15 protein-coding genes are annotated in these 17,256 nt (G+C 67.9%); 7 read left to right on the forward strand and 8 right to left on the reverse strand.

Annotation, left to right across the window (positions count from 1 at the left end; all coding sequences use genetic code 11):
- Positions 1-130: 130 nt before the first annotated feature.
- Positions 131-712 (forward strand): flavin-binding protein, encoded by a 582-nt coding sequence (locus R9J51_RS10840; protein WP_179504466.1) that lies wholly within the window; start codon positions 131-133, stop codon positions 710-712.
- 86 nt (positions 713-798) lie between these two features.
- Here R9J51_RS10840 and ettA read toward each other — a convergent pair whose 3' ends face one another.
- From ettA to R9J51_RS10855, 3 genes are all read right to left on the reverse strand, one after another.
- Positions 799-2,478: an energy-dependent translational throttle protein EttA gene (gene ettA / locus R9J51_RS10845; protein WP_168554486.1), complete on the reverse strand. Its 1,680-nt coding sequence runs from the start codon at positions 2,476-2,478 to the stop codon at positions 799-801.
- A gap of 111 nt (positions 2,479-2,589) precedes the next feature.
- Complete coding sequence (locus tag R9J51_RS10850) at positions 2,590-4,212, reverse strand: chemotaxis protein CheW (protein ID WP_179504467.1); 1,623 nt, start codon at positions 4,210-4,212, stop codon at positions 2,590-2,592.
- Positions 4,199-5,929, reverse strand: coding sequence for a PAS domain-containing methyl-accepting chemotaxis protein (locus R9J51_RS10855; protein WP_179504468.1), 1,731 nt, complete (start codon positions 5,927-5,929; stop codon positions 4,199-4,201). Before R9J51_RS10855 ends, R9J51_RS10850 begins: the two co-directional genes overlap by 14 nt.
- 209 nt (positions 5,930-6,138) lie before the next feature.
- Between R9J51_RS10855 and R9J51_RS10860 the strand changes: the two genes are divergently transcribed.
- Both R9J51_RS10860 and R9J51_RS10865 read left to right on the forward strand, forming a co-directional pair.
- A complete protein-coding gene (locus tag R9J51_RS10860) occupies positions 6,139-7,440 on the forward strand; it encodes a PLP-dependent transferase (protein ID WP_179504469.1) in 1,302 nt (433 codons plus the stop codon).
- A gap of 83 nt (positions 7,441-7,523) precedes the next feature.
- Complete coding sequence (locus R9J51_RS10865) at positions 7,524-8,879, forward strand: M28 family peptidase (RefSeq protein WP_179504470.1); 1,356 nt, start codon at positions 7,524-7,526, stop codon at positions 8,877-8,879.
- Between the two features lie 32 nt (positions 8,880-8,911).
- Here the strand turns inward: R9J51_RS10865 and R9J51_RS10870 are convergent, their stop codons facing one another.
- Positions 8,912-9,994, reverse strand: a complete 1,083-nt coding sequence (locus tag R9J51_RS10870; RefSeq protein WP_168554491.1) for a sensor histidine kinase — start codon at positions 9,992-9,994, stop codon at positions 8,912-8,914.
- Between the two features lie 211 nt (positions 9,995-10,205).
- Here R9J51_RS10870 and R9J51_RS10875 point away from each other — a divergent pair, with 211 nt between their 5' ends.
- The 3 genes from R9J51_RS10875 (at position 10,206) to trxB (ending at position 12,884) form a co-directional block, all read left to right on the forward strand.
- Positions 10,206-11,402 (forward strand): PAS domain-containing protein, encoded by a 1,197-nt coding sequence (locus tag R9J51_RS10875; protein ID WP_168554492.1) that lies wholly within the window; start codon positions 10,206-10,208, stop codon positions 11,400-11,402.
- The gene (locus R9J51_RS10880; protein ID WP_168554493.1) at positions 11,402-11,791 is read left to right on the forward strand and encodes a response regulator; all 390 of its coding nucleotides are present in this window, start codon (positions 11,402-11,404) and stop codon (positions 11,789-11,791) included. Before R9J51_RS10875 ends, R9J51_RS10880 begins: the two co-directional genes overlap by 1 nt.
- 121 nt (positions 11,792-11,912) lie before the next feature.
- Positions 11,913-12,884: a thioredoxin-disulfide reductase gene (gene trxB / locus R9J51_RS10885; protein WP_169474034.1), complete on the forward strand. Its 972-nt coding sequence runs from the start codon at positions 11,913-11,915 to the stop codon at positions 12,882-12,884.
- On the opposite strand, the gene R9J51_RS10890 is transcribed toward trxB, so the two are convergent.
- The 4 genes from R9J51_RS10890 to R9J51_RS10905 are packed head-to-tail and all read right to left on the reverse strand — an operon-like array spanning position 12,881 to position 15,662.
- Positions 12,881-13,660 (reverse strand): hydrolase 1, exosortase A system-associated, encoded by a 780-nt coding sequence (locus tag R9J51_RS10890; protein WP_179504471.1) that lies wholly within the window; start codon positions 13,658-13,660, stop codon positions 12,881-12,883. The two genes, trxB and R9J51_RS10890, sit on opposite strands and share 4 nt — an antisense overlap.
- The gene (locus R9J51_RS10895; protein WP_179504472.1) at positions 13,657-14,346 is read right to left on the reverse strand and encodes a hypothetical protein; all 690 of its coding nucleotides are present in this window, start codon (positions 14,344-14,346) and stop codon (positions 13,657-13,659) included. Before R9J51_RS10895 ends, R9J51_RS10890 begins: the two co-directional genes overlap by 4 nt.
- On the reverse strand, positions 14,339-14,614 hold the full coding sequence (locus R9J51_RS10900; protein ID WP_179504473.1) for an acyl carrier protein: 276 nt from the start codon (positions 14,612-14,614) through the stop codon (positions 14,339-14,341). Before R9J51_RS10900 ends, R9J51_RS10895 begins: the two co-directional genes overlap by 8 nt.
- Positions 14,615-14,624: 10 nt before the next feature.
- Entirely contained in the window at positions 14,625-15,662 is a 1,038-nt protein-coding gene (locus R9J51_RS10905; protein WP_179504474.1) for a GNAT family N-acetyltransferase, read from the reverse strand.
- Between the two features lie 41 nt (positions 15,663-15,703).
- Here R9J51_RS10905 and R9J51_RS10910 point away from each other — a divergent pair, with 41 nt between their 5' ends.
- Complete coding sequence (locus R9J51_RS10910; protein ID WP_179504475.1) at positions 15,704-17,248, forward strand: acyl-CoA ligase (AMP-forming), exosortase A system-associated; 1,545 nt, start codon at positions 15,704-15,706, stop codon at positions 17,246-17,248.
- Positions 17,249-17,256 lie beyond the last annotated feature (8 nt).

Here is a 17,256-nt window from a genome sequence, read left to right on the forward strand (position 1 = left end):
GGGCGGTGGCGGTTTGTTTCCCATCGCTTGCTGATGTTTCTAAACCTGCGCCGCTGTCGCATCGCTGAACCGGCTTGGTGCCCCCACGTTCATCTTGGCAGACCCCGGCCGTCCGCGCCACAGCGCTGCGATGGACAGCCTGGAACAGACGATCGCCGACGCGCAGGCCCGGTTGGAAGCGGCCGTTGCCGATCGCACTGCGGCGATGCATGCGCCGGTGGTGGGCACGCCCGATGGCGAAATGCGGATCATGGTTTTGCGTGCGGTGGGCCCGGCGCTGTCGGCGCTGCGCTTCCACACCGATGCGCGCAGCCCCAAGGTGATGACGGTTGCCACGCATGGCCGTGCCAGCGTGCTCGCCTATGACCCTGTCGCGCGCGTGCAATTGCGTTTGTCTGGTCCGGCGCGAATCGAGCAAGCGGGGCCGACGGCGGATGCGGCATGGGACAAGGCCGCTGCGTTCAGCCGGCGTTGCTACCTGGCCGAGGCCGGCCCCGGCGCACCGCTCGATGCACCGGGCAGCGCTTTGCCCGCCGATCTCCTTGCCCGCCGGCCCACCCTGGCGGAAACCGAGGCCGGCCGGGCCGCGTTTGCGGTTCTGCTGGTGGAGCCCGAGACCCTCGATTGGCTCAGGCTTGATGCCCATGGGGGCGTGCGGGCGCGGTTCGTGCGCGGGCCGCAGGGTTGGGAAGGGGGCTGGACGGCGCCTTAGGGGGCGTTGCGCCTGGTTTCCACCACGCCCGGCCCGCTCCTCTTTGCAAGGCGCGGGCCGGGGGTGGTGCGAACCCTAGCGCAACCTCAGCGCGTCAGCTTCTTGTAAGCCAGGCGCGTGGGCCGATCGGCCGCATCGCCCAGGCGGCGGCGCTTGTCTTCTTCGTACATGGCAAAGTTGCCTTCGAACCATTCGACGTGGCTGTTGCCTTCGAAGGCCAGGATGTGCGTGGCGAGACGATCGAGGAAGAAGCGGTCGTGGCTGATGACCACGGCGCAGCCGGCGAAGTTTTCGATGGCTTCTTCCAGCGCAGCCAGCGTTTCCACGTCGAGGTCGTTGGTCGGTTCGTCGAGCAGCAGCACGTTGCCGCCCTGCTTGAGCATCTTGGCCATGTGCACGCGATTGCGTTCACCGCCCGAAAGCTTGCCGACGTTCTTCTGCTGGTCCTGGCCCTTGAAGTTGAACGCGCCGACATAGGCACGGGTCGAGGTGTCGAACCCGTTGACCTTCATGTAGTCGAGCCCGTCGGAGATTTCCTCCCACACGTTCTTCTTGGGATCGAGGTGGTCGCGGCTCTGGTCGACATAGCCCAGGCGCACGGTCGAGCCGATGTCGATCTCGCCGCTGTCCGGGGTTTCCTGGCCGGTGATCAGCTTGAACAGCGTGGACTTGCCCGCGCCGTTTGGCCCGATCACGCCGACGATGCCGCCGGGCGGCAGCATGAACGAAAGGTTTTCGAACAGCAGCTTGTCGCCATAGGCCTTGGAGATGTTCTTGGCCTCGATCACCTTGCCGCCCAGGCGCTCGGGCACCTGGATGACGATCTGGGCCTTGCCGGGCGAACGGTTTTCCTGGGCAGAGACCAGTTCCTCGAACTTCTTGATACGCGACTTCGACTTGGTCTGACGGCCCTTGGTGCCGGCGCGGATCCATTCGAGTTCGTCGTTGATCGCCTTCTGGCGGCCGGTCGCCTCGCGGTCTTCCTGCTCCAGGCGCTTGGCCTTCTTTTCCAGGTAGGTCGAGTAGTTGCCTTCGTAGGGGAAGTACTTGCCCCGGTCGAGTTCGAGGATCCAGCCCACCACATTATCGAGGAAGTAGCGGTCGTGGGTGATCATCAGCACCGCGCCGGCATATTCCTTGAGGTGGTTTTCCAGCCATTCGACGCTTTCGGCGTCGAGGTGGTTGGTCGGTTCGTCGAGCAGCAGGATCGACGGCTTTTGAATAAGCAGACGGGTCAGCGCGATGCGGCGCTTTTCACCGCCCGAGAGGCTTTCCACCGACCAGTCACCCGGCGGGCAGCGCAGCGCTTCCATCGCGATTTCAAGCTGGTTGTCGAGCGTCCAGCCGTCAACCGCGTCGATCTTGCCCTGCAGGTCGCCCATCTCGTCCATCAGCGCGTCGAAATCGACGTCTTCGGGCGGATCGGCCATGATGTTGGAGATCTCGTTGAAGCGGTCGACCAGGTCGGCCACTTCGCGCGCGCCGTCCTTGACGTTTTCCAGCACGGTCTTGGTGGGATCGAGCTGCGGCTCCTGCGGCAGGTAGCCCACGGTGATGTTTTCGCCGGGCCACGCTTCGCCGGTGAATTCCTTGTCGATGCCGCCCATGATCTTCATGAGGGTGGACTTGCCGGCGCCGTTGGGGCCGACGATGCCGATCTTGGCACCCTGGTAGAACTGCAGGTTGATGTTGTTGAGCACCGGCTTTTGCGCGCCGGGGAAGGTTTTCGTCATGTTCTTCATGACGTAGGCATATTGGGCGGCCATCGAAGGGTCCTTGCGCGAGACGGAACGTTTGGCAAAACGTGCTAAATTGCCCCGCGCTCTACAGGGCGCGCGTGGGCCGCGCAAGCGTGTGCCGGGCAGGCCGGTGGCGTGTCAGGCTGCCTCGGCCGGGCCTGGCGCCAGGGCAAAGGCCTGGGGCCCGAGGACTTCCCATGTCTGGTTGGCGCGGCAACGGATCGTGGCCGCGGGCAATTGCCGGCTGGTCCCTTGGGCGCGCAGGGCCTGGAGCGGGACGCGCTCGACCGAACAGAGCATGTCGGCCAGGAACGCGCGGCGTTGGCCTTCCATGCCGACCACGACCATGATCGCGGCTGCCGTGCTCGCTTCGCACGGGCAACCCAGCCGGGCGCCCAGGTCGATCAGCGGGGTGGGCCTGTCGCGATGCAGGAACACGCCGGACAGCGGGAATTGCCCGGCGACCGAAAGCATCGGCTGTTCGCCCGGCAAGACCGCCTCGACCGCCGCCAGTGGTAGGGCGTAGCGGGCCTGGCCCAGGCGGAACGTCAACCACGCGTCGCCGGTGCCGGTCACCGCGCCGGTGATCGCATCGGCAGCGGCGGCCGATGCTGCCGCCGAAGCCGTCTTGCCCAGGCCAGCGGCACCCGCCACGGCATCGGCCGGGCTGGCCAGCGGCACCTGCATGGCCGATACTTCGACCAGCCGGGGATCGCCGGCAAGCGCGGTGGGTTCGAGATGCAGCACGGGTTGCCCGGCCACATCGACCAGGGCATGGGCGCCCCCCGCGCCCCCCACGCCGATCGTGCCCAGCGGCGCGGGGGCATGGCGCGGCAATTGGCGGATATCGTCGACCCCGTCGATCAGCAGCGCGACGCGCGCGCTGGCGCCGCTGCGGTCCTGCGGCTCGCCGGCCGACGTGCCGACGTGGATGACCACGGCGGCACTGCGCCCCACGGTGCGGCCGATGCTGCCGATGCCGATCAGGCGCAACGTGTCCACCGCGGGCACGGCCAGGCCGTTCCACCCCAGCGTTCCGAGCCACAGCTCGTTCTCCACGGGCGGCGTTGCCAGCGCGGATTCGGGCAGGGTTGCCACGATGGCGTGGGCATCAAGCGCCAGGCGCTGCCCGCCGGCGCGAAACACCAGGCACGTGGCACGATCGCCACTCCGGTCGCTCAGCCGGTGGCCCGGCTCGTCTTCCTGGGCGGCCGAAGCGCCCTGGTGTTGGGCCTGGCTCTGGCGCTGCCCTGCCAGACTGTCGGGCACCATTGGCAGGCCGGGCATCGCGGTCAGTTGCGCAATGTCGAGCACCACGCCGCGCGTTGCGCCGTGCAGGAAGCCGGCGGCCGACAGGCGGTGCAGCGGTGCATCATCGGGATAGTGCAGGGCCCCCAGGGCCGTTGCCGGCAAGCGGGCAATCCCATCGATCGCGTCGAGCAGGATGCCCGTGACGCGGCCTTCGTGGCGCAGGATCGTCACGATGCCGTCGGCCGCCTGCGCCGGTCCCAGGCCCAGCAGCAACCCCATGTCGATCACCGGAATGATCGCGCCGCGCACTTCGATGGCACCGGCCAGGTCTGGCCGGGTCACGGGAAAGGGCAGCAGGGTGGCCGGGCGCGGCACCACTTCGCGGATCGCGGCCGCCTGGATCGCCAGGGTGATGCCGGCCACCTGCAGCAAGCCGTGCAGCCCGCCCGCCGGGCCTGCCCCTTGTCCCTCGGTAGCGGGCGCTGGCGCCGCGCGATCAGGCAGGTTCATGGGCGGTGGCCGCCAGTTCCTGGATCAGGGTGACGATGTTGCGGGCCACTTCGTCCTGCGCCAGCGCCGAACGGGTGATCACTTCGATGGCGGTGCTGGTATCCCCCACGCTGGCGGCAATCGCGCTGAACGCGCTTTGCGCCGCCTGGGCGCGCTCGGTGCCCATGCCGATGCGCACCAGGCTTTCCTCGATCAGGCGGCTGATGTCGCGCGCGGCGGTACTGCTGCGCTCGGCCAGCTTGCGCACTTCGCCGGCCACCACGGAAAAGCCGATGCCGTGTTCGCCCGCGCGTGCCGCCTCGATTTCGGCGTTGAAGGCCAGCAGGTTGGTCTGCCCGGCAATTTCCGAAATCACGCGCACGATCTCGGCAATGCCGGTGGCCGATTTCTGGATCAGCTCGATCGATTCCAGCGCGGACTTGAGCGCCACGCCACCTTCATCGGCTTTCATCTCGGTCTGGTTGGCCAGCTTGTTGGCGGTTGCGGTGGAGCGGTTGATCTCCTCGATCGTGCGGCCCAGCCGATCGGCGACGCCGGCGGTTTCCTGCGATCGTGCGGCGATCTTCTGTTCCAGTTGCACCTGCTCGGTCACGTCGGTGGCGTATTTGACGATGCGGCGCGGCTTGCCGCGCAAGTCGAGCACCGGGTTGTAGGTGGCCTGGATCCACACGTCGCGGTTGTGCTTGCCCACGCGGTGAAAGCGGCCGGACTGGAACTGGCCCTGGTTCAACGAAATCCAGAAATCGGCATATTCTCGGGTGCGCACGTATTCGGGCAGGCAGAACATGGCGTGGTGCTGGCCGATGATCTCGCGCGGGGAATAGCCCATGACCGACAGGAAGTTGTCGTTGGCGGTGATCACGTTGCCATCCAGATCGAATTCCACCACCGCCATGGCGCGATCGATCGCTTCCAGCTTGGCTTCGTATTCGGCCGTGGCCAGCCGCTGGGCCGTGATGTCATAGGCGATCTTGAGAATGCGCTGCAGCCTGCCGTCGGCCCCGCGGATGGGGGTGTAGGAGGCATGCACCCAGATATCGGACTCGTTCTTTCCGAAACGCTTGTAGGCGCCGTGGCACGATTGGCCGCGGCGCAGCGTGTTCCACAGTTCGCGATAGGCATCCGACGACGCCGTCTCGGCATCGCAGAACAGCGTGTGCTGCTCGCCCAGCACTTCATCCAGGGTATAGCCGGTCAGCTTGAGGTAGTTTTCGTTGGCAGCCAGCACCTGGCCGTCCATGTTGAATTCCACCAGCGCCACGGCGTGGTCCAGTGCGTCCAGCTTGGCTTCAGCATCGAAGCGGGCCAGGCCGTCGCGGCTGATGTCGATCCCCACCGCCAAGATCCGGGCCGGGGTGCTGTCATCGGCGTCGAGCCGGGAAAACGCCAGGCGCACCCAGGCCGGTTCGCGGTCTCCCACCGCCAGGCGCACGGCCGTGACCTGGGCGTGCCCATCGGCCGCCCGCTGCCAGAATGCCGGCGCGGCGCTGTCTTCGACCGCGCCCTTGTGGCACAGGTTGACATAGCGCCGCCCGACGAGGTCTTCGGGCCGCTCGCCGAGCAGTTGCGCGAAATTCTCGTTGGCGCTCACCAACTGGCCGTCGGCGGTGAATTCGCACAGCAGCAGCGCGCGCTCCATCGCCGTGGTGCGGGCTTGGGCCGCGCCCTCTTGCGCGCGCTTGCGCTCGCTGGCGGAAATTGGTGTCTGGTCGGTCATTCCTGCAAACCCCCTCACGGCCGCCACTGCAGCCCGCGCCCGTGGCGCCATCCGCCTGCCGTCCTAGCCCAGGCGTGGTTGCCCGCGTTTAAGGGCCACACTGCGCATTTTTGCGCAGTATTGGCAGCATGGCTCGGACCATTCCGGGCTTGATTATGTCAATTAAATAAGTAGACAATCAGAAAAGCCGTCTAGCAACCGAGGATGTCATGACCGATAGCAAGCCTGCCGCTTCCCGCCCCGAAACCCTGGCCCTGCACGCGGGCTGGCGCGCCGATCCGGCCACGGGCGCAGTGGCCGTGCCGATCTACCAGACCACGTCCTTCCAGTTCGACAGCACCGAGCAGGCAGCCAACCGCTTTGGCCTCAAAGAGCTTGGCCCGATCTACACCCGCTTGGGCAATCCCACCACCGATGTGCTGGAACAGCGCGTGGCCGCGCTGGAAGGCGGGGCGGCGGCGGTGGCGGTGGCATCGGGCCAGGCCGCGTCGACTTATGCCGTGCTCAACCTGGCGCGCGCGGGCGACAATATCGTCAGTTCGACCGATCTCTATGGCGGCACCTGGAACCTGTTTGCCAACACGCTCAAGGATCTGGGCATCGAAGTGCGCTTCGTCGATCCTGCCGATCCCGAAGGCTTTGCCCGCGCCACCGACGATCGCACCCGCGCCTATTACGCCGAAAGCCTGCCCAATCCCAAGCTGGTGGCCTTTCCCATTGCCGAAGTGGCGGCGATTGGCCGCAAGCTGGGCGTGCCGCTGATTGTCGACAACACCGCCGCCCCGCTGCTGATCCGCCCGTTCGATCATGGCGCGGCGGTGGTGGTCTATTCCTCCACCAAGTATCTGGGCGGGCACGGCACATCGATCGGTGGGCTGATCGTGGACGGCGGCAATTTCGCGTGGGATGAATTTCCCGAACGCCAGCCTTTGTTCAACCTGCCCGATCCCAGCTATCACGGTGCGGTCTGGGCGCGGGATATCAAGCCGCTGGGCCCCATTGCCTATGCCATCCGTGCCCGCGTGATCCTGCTGCGCGATATTGGCGCCGCACTTTCCCCGTTCAATGCATTCCAGTTGATCCAGGGGATCGAGACGCTGCCCCTGCGGATCGAGCGCCACAGCCAGAACGCCGCCGCCGTGGCGCAATGGCTTTCAGGCCATGCCAAGGTAACGCGGGTGATCCACCCCAGTCTGGCGCAGGGCCGCGCGGCAGAGCTTGCCGCCAAATACCTGCCGCGCGGGGCAGGGGGGCTGGTCGGTTTCGAACTCGCCGGTGGCGCCGATGCAGGCCGTGCGTTCATCGATGCGCTCAAGCTGTTCTACCACGTCGCCAATATCGGTGACGCACGCAGCCTGGCGATCCACCCGGCTTCCACCACCCATTCGCAGCTTTCGGTGCAGGAACAGGCCGCCGCCGGGGTCAGCCCCGGCTATGTCCGCCTGTCGATCGGGATCGAGCATATCGACGATATCCTGGCCGATCTGGATCAGGCGCTGGCAACCGTCTGAATTGCCGGATTTTTGGGGTGGGCGGTTGACTTCGCGGGGGTGTGCGCAAATGTGGCGGCCCCAATGCCTTTCGGGATTTCGCCATGTCCTTGTTTACCGCCCGCCTGCCTGTTGCCGCCGCTGCCCTGGCGATCCTGCCTGCTTTTGCCGCGCATGCCACCGCCCCCACCACCGATGTGGCGTGGGACCTGGTGCGTGACCTGACCACGCAGATTGGCCCGCGCCCGGCCGGCAGCCCGGCAGAAGCGCGCGCGCGCGAATGGGCGGCGGCCCGGCTCAAGAGCCTGGGCTTCCAGAATGTCGCGATCGAACCGTTCACGATGCGGGCCTATCGCCGCGGCACGGACAAGGCCGAACTCGTCGGCTTTGCCGCGCAGCCGCTGGCGATCACGGCGCTCGGCTATTCCGGCGCCACGCCCGATGCCGGGATCACCGCGCCGCTGGTCTATTTCCCCACGCTTGCGGCACTCGAAGCCGTGCCCGATGGCTCGCTGGCGGGCAAGATCGCGTTCATCGACCATGCCATGGTCCCCACCCAAGATGGCAGCGGCTATGGCCCTTATGGCAATGTGCGGCGCAAGGGGCCGGGCGTGGCCGTGGCCAAGGGCGCGCTGGCGGTGGTGATCCGCTCGGTCGGCACCGACAAGCACCGCAACCCGCACACCGGTGCGATCATGTGGCCCAAGGGCATCAAGCCCATTCCCGCCGGCGCCGTGGCCAATCCCGATGCCGACCAGATCGCCCGGCTGGCTGCCACCGGTCAGCCGCTCCGCCTGCATCTCACCCTGACCGGCCAGATCATCGACAATGCGCCTTCGGGCAATGTCGTGGCCGATCTGCCCGGCCGCGATCCCACGCTGCCAGTCGTGCTGGTGGCCTGCCATCTCGATAGCTGGGATCTGGGCACCGGGGCCATCGATGATGGCGCGGGCTGCGCCATCGTGACCGCGGCGGCCTTGCGCGCCCAGAGCGGGGGAGCGCCTGGCGGGACGCTGCGCACCATCCGCGTGCTATTTGCCGGCAGCGAGGAACTGGGCGGCTTTGGCGGAGAGGCCTATGCCCAAAAGCACGGCAAGGAGCCCCATGCCTTGGCGATGGAAAGCGATTTCGGCGCCGACCGGGTGTGGCGGGTGACGACCAATTTCGCCCCTGCATCCGATGCGGTGAAGAACCGCATCATCGCCGCGCTCAATCCGCTGGGCGTGGTGCCGCACGATGGCCCGGCCGATGGCGGGGAAGACGTCGGTGCGATCATCGCTGCGCAGAAATTGCCGGTGGTGGATTTGAACCAGGACGGCACCCACTATTTCGATCTGCACCACACGCCCGATGACACGCTCGACAAGATCGATCCGGCGCTGCTGGCGCAGAATGTGCAGGCTTGGGAAAATACCCTGGCGATCGTCGCCAACGAAGCCGGGCCGATCGCCGCGCGCTGAACCGGTCCAGGGTTGGCGGGGCGCCCGCCGCGTCAACCCTGGATGTCGAGCTTTTCCGGAAAGATGACGGTGGTGGTCACGCCGGGGGATTGGCCTTCACCAGCGTGGGCATGGGTGTTGCGCGTGCGGTGGCTGCCACCCAACTGCGCCACCAGCCCGGCGATGATCGCAGTGCCCAGGCCCCGGCGCGGCCGCACGCCACCGCCAACGGCGCTGTCCTGGGGATCGGCGGCGGGCAGGCCGCGGCCGTTATCCGCCACCGTCAGGCACAGGGTGCCTGCCTCGGCCCGTTCCAGCCGCACTTCGATCTGCCCGGTCTCGCCCGGCGCAAAGGCGTGCTTGAAGCTGTTGGCCAGAAGTTCGGTGATCAGCAGCACCAGCGGCAGCAACCGGCCCACTTCCAGCCGCACGTCGTCCACCGTCAGGCGCACGTCCACGCCATCGGCATCGGCCATCTCGCGCGCCTGCGCCACGGCATGCGCCAGGATATCGGCCAGCGGCCGGGCCTGCGCGGCGGGATCGTAAAGCTGGCGGTGCACGCGGCCCATCATTTCGATCCGCTCGTCGGCGCGATCGATCAGCGGCAACGCCAGCGCCGGGTTGCGTTCGATCTGGCGGCGCTGCAACCGCAGCATCGAGGCGACCGAGGCCAGGTTGTTGGCCACGCGGTGCTGCAGTTCCTTGAACAGCAGCGCCTGGTGCGCGGCCATTTCCGCCAGGCGCGCCTCGCTGTCTTCCAATTGCCGCTGGCGCCGGGTCAGCCCGTCGATCAGGAAGATGTCAACCGCCACCACGCCGGTATAGAACAGCATCGCGGTGGCCACCTGGGTGTTGATCGCAAAGCTGAGCAGCGGCGGCACGAAGAAGTACCAGGCCGCCAGCCCGCTCAGGACGGCGCAGACGATGCCCGGCCCGCGCCCGGCAATGAAGGTCGCCACGATGACAGCGGGAAAGAACGTCAGGAACGGAAAACCCGGCGGAAACAGCGCATCGGCGATCCAGCGCAGGAACAGGGCCAGGGCGAACAGCGCCACGCCCAGCGTGTAGCGGGCGGCGCGGCCGCGAGATTGCAGGCCCCGGATCGACCAGGGATTATGGCGCGGCGCAAAGGTCATTCCCACCAACGTTGCCTGATAGCGTTCGCAAGTGCAACCGCTTCCGCTTTGGGAAGCCGCTGCGGATGCGAGCGCGGCGCGCTGCGGATGTCGTACCGTAGATGTACCGTAAAATTTTTTGGCCACATGGGGAACCGCCAGGGGGCAAGAAGCATTTTGGCGCCATTGGGTGGCATTGTGCTACGGGTCGCTAAAGGTCGGGAACAAACGTTTGTCGAGTGACAGGGCAGATCAGGCGCTAGGCCGCCCAGACGATGCCAGGAAGGCTGGTGAAGCCACGAGCGGCGCGAGCGAAGCGCGTCACGAGGCCGGTGGTGCCGGCCAGGCCGCCGGTCGCAGGCGCGCCAGCCAGGCCGGCGGGCAATACGATGACAGCGCAGAGCGCTTTCTTGCCAACCATCCGGATGACATTTTCCCCGGTGCCTCGGGTGTCTTGTTCGAACAGGCAATGGCGCAGACGCGCATGGCGGTGTGCCTGTGCGATCCCCATGCGCCCGATGCGCCTATCGTGTTCGTCAACCGCGCGTTCCGCTGGCTGACCGGCTATGACGAAGACGAGATCATCGGCCGCAATTGCCGCTTTCTGCAAGGGCCGGGCACCGATCCCGCTGCCGTTGCCCGCATTCGCCAGGCGCTGGTGGGCCAGGATGTCGTCGTGGTGGAAATCCTCAATTACCGCAAGGATGGCACGGCGTTCTGGAACGCCCTGCACCTGGGGCCGATCTATGATGCCGAGGGCCGGCTGATCTATTACTTCGGCAGCCAGTGGGACGTGTCCGACGTGCGCGCCGCGCGCGCCGACGAGCGCCACGCCCGCGAACTGGCCCGCGAACTGTCGCATCGAATGAAGAACATGTTCGCGGTGATCGGCGGCATCGTCAATTTCACCGGTCGCTCGCGCGGCATCGAAGCCGAAGCGCGCGAGATCAACGATCGCATCCAGGCCTTGGGCCGCGCCTATGAAACCACGCTGGACGAAGCTTCCAGTGGGTCGATCGAAGTGGGCCAGGCGATCCGTTCGGTGCTTTCGCCATATGATCCCGATGGCCGGCGCATCCTGTTCAAGGGCAATGGCCTGCGCAGCGATTTCTCGGCCGTGTCGGTGCTGGGCCTGTCGTTGCACGAACTGGCGGTCAACGCGGCCAAGCACGGTGCACTCAGCAGCGAGGATGGCCAGGTGACCGTCGCCTGGCAGAAGAACGGCAGCAGCGATGCGCCGACGATCGTGATCGACTGGATCGAACAGGGCGGACCGGCCGTTGTGCCGCCCGGCAACGATGCGGAGGCCCCCGCCGGGGGCATCGTCGACCGCATGCTGCACATGGCAAGGGGGAACATCATGCGCGACTGGCATCCGGATGGGCTGCGAGCGAGACTACGGGTGCCGCTGCGCGAGGACGCGGTCTGATGGCACAGGCCTGTTGCCAACCTTCCGGCTGTCGCGTGCTGGTGCTCGACGATGAACCGCTGATCCTGCTCGATCTGGAATTTGCGGTCGAAGACGCGGGCTGTGTGCCGCTCACCGCGCTGGAATTGGCAGAGGCGCTGGCCATTGCCGAGGGCGAGGAAATCGTTGCCGCGATCCTCGACGTGTCGCTGTCGCAGGGCCAGACTTGCGCGCCCGTGGCCAAGGCGCTGGCCGAACGGGGCGTGCCTTATGTGCTGCACACCGGCGACCTTGATCGCATGGATGAAGCGGTGCGCAAGCTTGGCGGGGTCCTCGTGCCCAAGCCCACGCCCGCGGCCGTGGTCGTCAGCCGCGCGCTGGAAGGGGTGACGCAGCGCCAGCAGGCGTGAGGCCGGCCGGGCAGTTGGCCAAGCGGTGGGCCGCTGGCCGATTTGCCGGGGGTGAAGTTTTACTTGGGCTGGCGTTTCGGCCCTCCAGCGCCTATCTCGCGCGCCATCGGAAGGAGTTTCCATGGCGACGACGCACAAGACCCGCATGCTTATCATCGGTTCCGGCCCGGCTGGCCTGACGGCCGCGATCTATGGCGCACGCGCCGGGATGGAGCCGATCGTGGTGCAGGGGCTTCAGCCCGGCGGGCAGCTGACCATTACCACCGATGTGGAAAACTATCCCGGCTTTCGTGACGTGATCCAGGGCCCCTGGCTGATGCAGGAAATGCAGGCCCAGGCCGAGCATGTCGGCACGCGGATGATCTGGGACACGATCACCGACATCGACCTGTCGGGTCCGCCGTTCCGCGCCACCGCCGACAGCGGCGACGTGTTCGAGGCCGACACCCTGGTCATCGCCACCGGAGCCCAGGCCAAGTGGCTGGGCGTTCCGGGCGAACAGCTGCTTTCGGGCAAGGGCGTTTCGGCCTGCGCCACTTGCGACGGGTTCTTCTATCGCGGCAAGAAGGTGGTGGTGATCGGCGGCGGCAACACCGCCGTGGAAGAAGCGCTCTACCTCACCAACCATGCCGAGCATGTGACGCTGATCCACCGCCGCGACAGCTTGCGCGCCGAACGCATCCTGCAACAGCGCCTGCACGCCCATCCCAAGATCAGCGTCTTGTGGAACAAGGCCGTGGCCGCGTTCGCCGGCGATCCGCTGGCAGGCGGCCTCAAGGCGGTGGAACTGGTCGATACCGTCACCGGTGAAGGCAGCCGCGTGGAAACCGACGGCGCATTCGTCGCCATCGGCCATGCCCCCGCCACCAGCCTGTTTGCCGGCAAGCTGGAACTGGACGAGAGCGGCTATATCGTGGTGCAGCCCGGCACGCCCAAGACCGCCATTCCCGGCGTGTTTGCCTGTGGCGACGTGATGGACCACACTTATCGCCAGGCGGTGACGGCGGCCGGCACCGGCTGCATGGCCGCGCTCGACGCGGAACGCTTCGTGGCCGAACTGGACTTCGCCACGGCGCAATTGACCCAAGCCTAACGCAGCGTTTCAAGCACCTGCTCCACCAGCCAGTCCTGCGCATCGGCAAAGGAATGGCTGGTGCTGGCATGGCCGATCACGCGGCTGTCGTCGCCCCAGTGGCTGGCAAAGAGCTGCGCGGTGCGATCGCCTTGCGCCAAGAGGATCGTGACCCGCCCGGCATAGCCGGCCAGCCCGTTGCGCATGTCCTCGGCCAGGGCAGAACGCGCCTGCGGCCCGGCGGCGGTGCGCAGGCCGCCGGCCAGCTTGCCCAGCGCGACCTTGCCCGCGAGCAGCCGCGCCCACTGACGCGGATCGGACAGCCGGCGCAAGTAGTGCCGGCGCAGCGCCGCGGCGGAATGGACCGGTGCCGTTTCGTTTTCCGCGTCGACCGTCCAGGGATTGCACCCGATCACCCCATCGAGCCCGGGCAGCGTGGCAGCATTGAGCATCAGCGCGCTGGCCGCGTCGCAATTGCCCATCGCGAACACCCGCTTCACATGCGGCGCAGCGGCCCGAAACGCGGCCAGGGCGGCGGCAATGTCGGGCGCGCTGGCGCGAAAGCCTTGGTTTTCACCCGCACTGTCGCCCACCCCGCGCCGGTCGAAGCGGAACGTGGGCACGCCTTCGCGCGCCAGGCGGGCCGAAAGAGTGGACTGGCCGCCCCACGCCCCGCTGCGGATTTCATTGCCGCCCGAGACGATCAGCACGCCCACCGCGCCGCTGGCCGTGCCCATGTCGAGCGTGCCGAACAGCTGGCTGCCCTGACAGGCAAAGGCGACGACGTGCCGGTTCATGCGGCAAGGTCTGCCACGATGCGCGCAACCAGCGCCTGGGCCAGGGCGGGCGCCGGGGCCGGTTCCTGGCGAACCCAGGGGGCAGGACCGGCCGCGCCCAGATCGGATAGCGCAATCGCCTGCTGCCCTTCGCCCGCCGGCAGCGCCCCGTGCAGGCCCGCGATCAGCGCTGCGCCGCACGGATAGCCGCCCAGCACCAGGCCCTGCGTGCGACCTTGCTCCAGCAGGGCGGCGGGGCTCGCGTCTTCGTTCCTGGCCCTTGCGGCCAGGCTCGCGGCGCGCAGCAGCGGGCGCAGCACGGCATCGCCGCTGACCGGCGCCAGCGCCCAACCGGGCAGCGTGGGCGGGGCCACCAGTGCGCCGCCGCGCAGCGCAAGCACATGGCTGGCGGCAAAATGGCGCGCGGCGGCGATCATCGCGGCCCGCCAGGCGTTGAGGCTTTGCGCGGCGAAATCCTGCACGCTTTCCCCGCAGCCGGGCAGATCGGGCAGCACCGCCGCCACGCCGGCTGTGGCCAGATGGCGCATCACCGCGGCCAGCATGGCACGGGCGCGGTTCATTTCATCGAACAGCGGCGGCACGATCAGCACGCGCGCCGCATCGCCACCCTGCGTCACCAGCGCCCATTCGCCGTCTGCCCCGGCACCGGGGCAGGGCCAGCGCATGGGGGTCAGCGCTTCAGCCATGGCCCTGCTTGCGCGCCACGAAAGCCAGCAGCGCGCCGTAGGTTTCCAGCAGGTCGCCGTCGATTTCGTCTTCTTCCAGAACGAAGCCGAAGCGATCTTCCAACGCGGTGAAAAGGCCCGCGACGGCCATCGAATCGAGTTCGGGCAGCGCGCCGAACAGCGGCGTCTGCACGGTGAAGCCAGCAGCGCGCGCCGGGGTGAGGCCCAGCACATCGGCCAGCAGGGCGCGCAAGTCGGCGTCGGGCGAAGCGGGGATCGTTTCAGACATTGTCGGCGCCTTAACCATCCGCCGGTGGTGGAGCAAGCCGGCTGCGCCCGGCCGCGCGCCGCACCAGGCCGCGCAGCAGGGCCGGCCAATGCCGCCAGGCGGCGGGATGGTGCGCGTGCAGGCGCCAGCGGGTGCGGGCCTGGTCCATCCAGTCCGCCTTGTAGGGATCGTCGCCCGTGCCGAAATCGATGGCGCGCACGCCATCGCGGTCGATCACATGGGCAAACATCGCAGCCGAAAGCAGCGTGCCGGGAGAGGCGCCACGCGCATCCTGGCGGTGGGCCAGCTTGTGGATGAAGGCGGTGCCGGCCTCCACGCTCCACATTTGCGCCGCCACCGGTTGTCCGTTCAACGTTGCCACGCCCAGTCGCAGCGCGCCGGCCGCGCTTTCGCCTTGGGCAACGGCGCGCAGGAAAGCCGGGTCGCCCTCGGCGGGTTTCCAGCTGGCGGCGTAGATCGCTTCATAGGCTGCCCAATCGCCGGCATCGAACGCGGTGCCCACGCGGCATTGCACCGCACCGCTTGCCCCCTTGCGCCGCACCGTGGCGCGCAGGGCACCCGGCCGCGTTGCCCACCAGGTGGCAAAATCCTGCCCGTCCAACGCCATATGCCGGTTCACATGGGCCGGTTCGACCGCCACCACCCAGCCGGCGGTGCGAAAGGCACGGGCCATCCAGCCAGCCTCCCGTGCGGGCAGCGGCGCAAAATCGAGCGCGCCGTGGCGGGCCAGATCGCGGGCAAGGGCCACGAGCATCGCTTCGGCCCGCTCGGGCGCATCGGTCAGCGGCCGCGCCCAGAAACTGTACCAGTTGGCCAGTGCGCCAAGGCCATGGCGTGTGGCCACCAGGGGCAGGGCCAGCACCGCGCCATCGCCGTCTTCCGCCACGGCCAGGAAGGCATGGGCACCGGAAAAGGCACGGGCTGCCAGCAAGGACAGCCAATCGGCGCGGTCGAACGGGCCATCGGCGTGGCCGCGCGCTAACAAGGCCGCCAGGCGCGGATGGTCTTGCACTTGGGCAAGTTCGGCATGATAGACCCGGCACGCCACGCTTGGCCCTGGTTCCCTTCGCTCGATCCGTCAGGAGTGCCGTGACCGTTCCGCCCGACCCCACCGTGCATCCGCTGGACCATCTCGCCTTGCGGGGCAAGGCCGATGCACCAGCCTTGGTGCTCAAGGACGGGGTGCTAAGCCACGAGGGGTTAAATCGGCGTGTAGGGCAATTGGCTGCCTGGCTGGCGGCGCAACCGGGCATCGTGCCCGGGGCACGCGTGGCGACGTGGCTGGGCAAGGGGCTGATCGCGTGCCTGATGCCGCTGGCCGCGGTGCGCGCGGGGCTGGTCCATGTGCCGATCAATCCGGTGCTGCGCCGCGCGCAGGCCGCGCATATCCTGGCAGACAGCGGCGCTGCCCTGCTGCTGGCCAATGCCGGGCGGCTGGAAACGCTCGATCCGGGCGATCTGGGCGGAGCGGCGGCGCACGATGAAGCCGTTGTGCTGGCCGCGCTCGATGCTCTGGCGCCGCTGCCGCCCAGCGCAGCCACGCCCGAAAGCCTGGCTGCGCTGCTCTATACCAGCGGCTCCACCGGCCGGCCCAAGGGCGTGATGCTCAGCCAGGCCAACCTGTGGCTCGGCGCGATCAGCGTGGCGCATTACCTGGGCCTGGCGGCAGACGATCGCGTGCTGGCGGTGCTGCCCCTGGCGTTCGATTATGGGCAGAACCAGTTGTTGTCCGCCTGGGCGGCGGGGGCTTGCGCCGTGCCGATGGATTACCTGATGCCGCGCGATGTGGCGCGCGCGGTGGCCCGCCACGGGATCACCACGCTGGCTGCCGTGCCGCCGCTGTGGCGCCAGTTGCTCGACGTGCCCTGGCCCGATGGCGCAGGGGCCAGCTTGCGCCGCTTGACCAACAGCGGCGGCGCGCTCACCCCCGATCTGGTGCACGGCTTGCGCGGGCAATTCCCCCAGGCGCGGCTGTTTGCGATGTACGGCCTGACCGAGGCGTTTCGCTCCACCTTCCTCGATCCCGCGCTGATCGACGACCATCCCACTTCCATCGGCACGGCGATTCCCTTTGCCGAAGTCATGGTGGTGAACGACGCGGGCGCGGAAGCCGCACCGGGCGAGGAAGGCGAACTGGTCCACGCCGGGCCGCTGGTGGCGCAAGGCTATTGGCAGGACGCCGTGCGTACCGCCGAACGCTTTCGCCCGGCACCCCCCTTTGCCAAGCTGGGCGGCATGGCGGTGTGGTCTGGCGACAGGGTGCGGCGCGATGCCTTGGGCCTGCTCCATTTTGTCGGGCGGCGCGATGCGATGATCAAGACGTCGGGCCATCGCGTCAGCCCGCAGGACGTGGAAGAGGCCGCGCTCGCGACCGGCCTGGTGGCCGAAGTGGTGGCGCTGGGCCTGCCCGATGCGGCGCTGGGCCAGGCGATCCATCTGGTGTGCCGCGCCATGCCGGGCGCGGCGCTGGACGAGGCAAGGCTGGACGAGGCCGGGCTCCGCGCGGCCATGGCGCAGGACCTGCCCGCCTTCATGCTGCCTGCGCGGGTGCATTGGCGCGATGCCTTGCCGCTTTCGCCCAATGGCAAGCACGATCGTGCCGCTCTTTACCGGGCTTTGACCGGTGAGCGATAAGGCGAAGT

The sequence above is a fragment of the Novosphingobium rhizosphaerae genome, from assembly GCF_050920675.1.
Classification (GTDB): Bacteria; Pseudomonadota; Alphaproteobacteria; order Sphingomonadales; family Sphingomonadaceae; genus Novosphingobium; species Novosphingobium rhizosphaerae.

What these genes read in the sequence shown, in the direction of transcription:
- R9J51_RS10840 (WP_179504466.1), top strand. Translation starts at nt 131, where the DNA reads ATGGACAGCCTGGAACAGACGATCGCCGACGCGCAGGCCCGGTTGGAA.
- ettA (WP_168554486.1), bottom strand. Translation starts at nt 2,478, where the DNA reads ATGGCCGCCCAATATGCCTACGTCATGAAGAACATGACGAAAACCTTC.
- R9J51_RS10850 (WP_179504467.1), bottom strand. Translation starts at nt 4,212, where the DNA reads ATGAACCTGCCTGATCGCGCGGCGCCAGCGCCCGCTACCGAGGGACAA.
- R9J51_RS10855 (WP_179504468.1), bottom strand. Translation starts at nt 5,929, where the DNA reads ATGACCGACCAGACACCAATTTCCGCCAGCGAGCGCAAGCGCGCGCAA.
- R9J51_RS10860 (WP_179504469.1), top strand. Translation starts at nt 6,139, where the DNA reads ATGACCGATAGCAAGCCTGCCGCTTCCCGCCCCGAAACCCTGGCCCTG.
- R9J51_RS10865 (WP_179504470.1), top strand. Translation starts at nt 7,524, where the DNA reads ATGTCCTTGTTTACCGCCCGCCTGCCTGTTGCCGCCGCTGCCCTGGCG.
- R9J51_RS10870 (WP_168554491.1), bottom strand. Translation starts at nt 9,994, where the DNA reads ATGACCTTTGCGCCGCGCCATAATCCCTGGTCGATCCGGGGCCTGCAA.
- R9J51_RS10880 (WP_168554493.1), top strand. Translation starts at nt 11,402, where the DNA reads ATGGCACAGGCCTGTTGCCAACCTTCCGGCTGTCGCGTGCTGGTGCTC.
- trxB (WP_169474034.1), top strand. Translation starts at nt 11,913, where the DNA reads ATGGCGACGACGCACAAGACCCGCATGCTTATCATCGGTTCCGGCCCG.
- R9J51_RS10890 (WP_179504471.1), bottom strand. Translation starts at nt 13,660, where the DNA reads ATGAACCGGCACGTCGTCGCCTTTGCCTGTCAGGGCAGCCAGCTGTTC.
- R9J51_RS10895 (WP_179504472.1), bottom strand. Translation starts at nt 14,346, where the DNA reads ATGGCTGAAGCGCTGACCCCCATGCGCTGGCCCTGCCCCGGTGCCGGG.
- R9J51_RS10900 (WP_179504473.1), bottom strand. Translation starts at nt 14,614, where the DNA reads ATGTCTGAAACGATCCCCGCTTCGCCCGACGCCGACTTGCGCGCCCTG.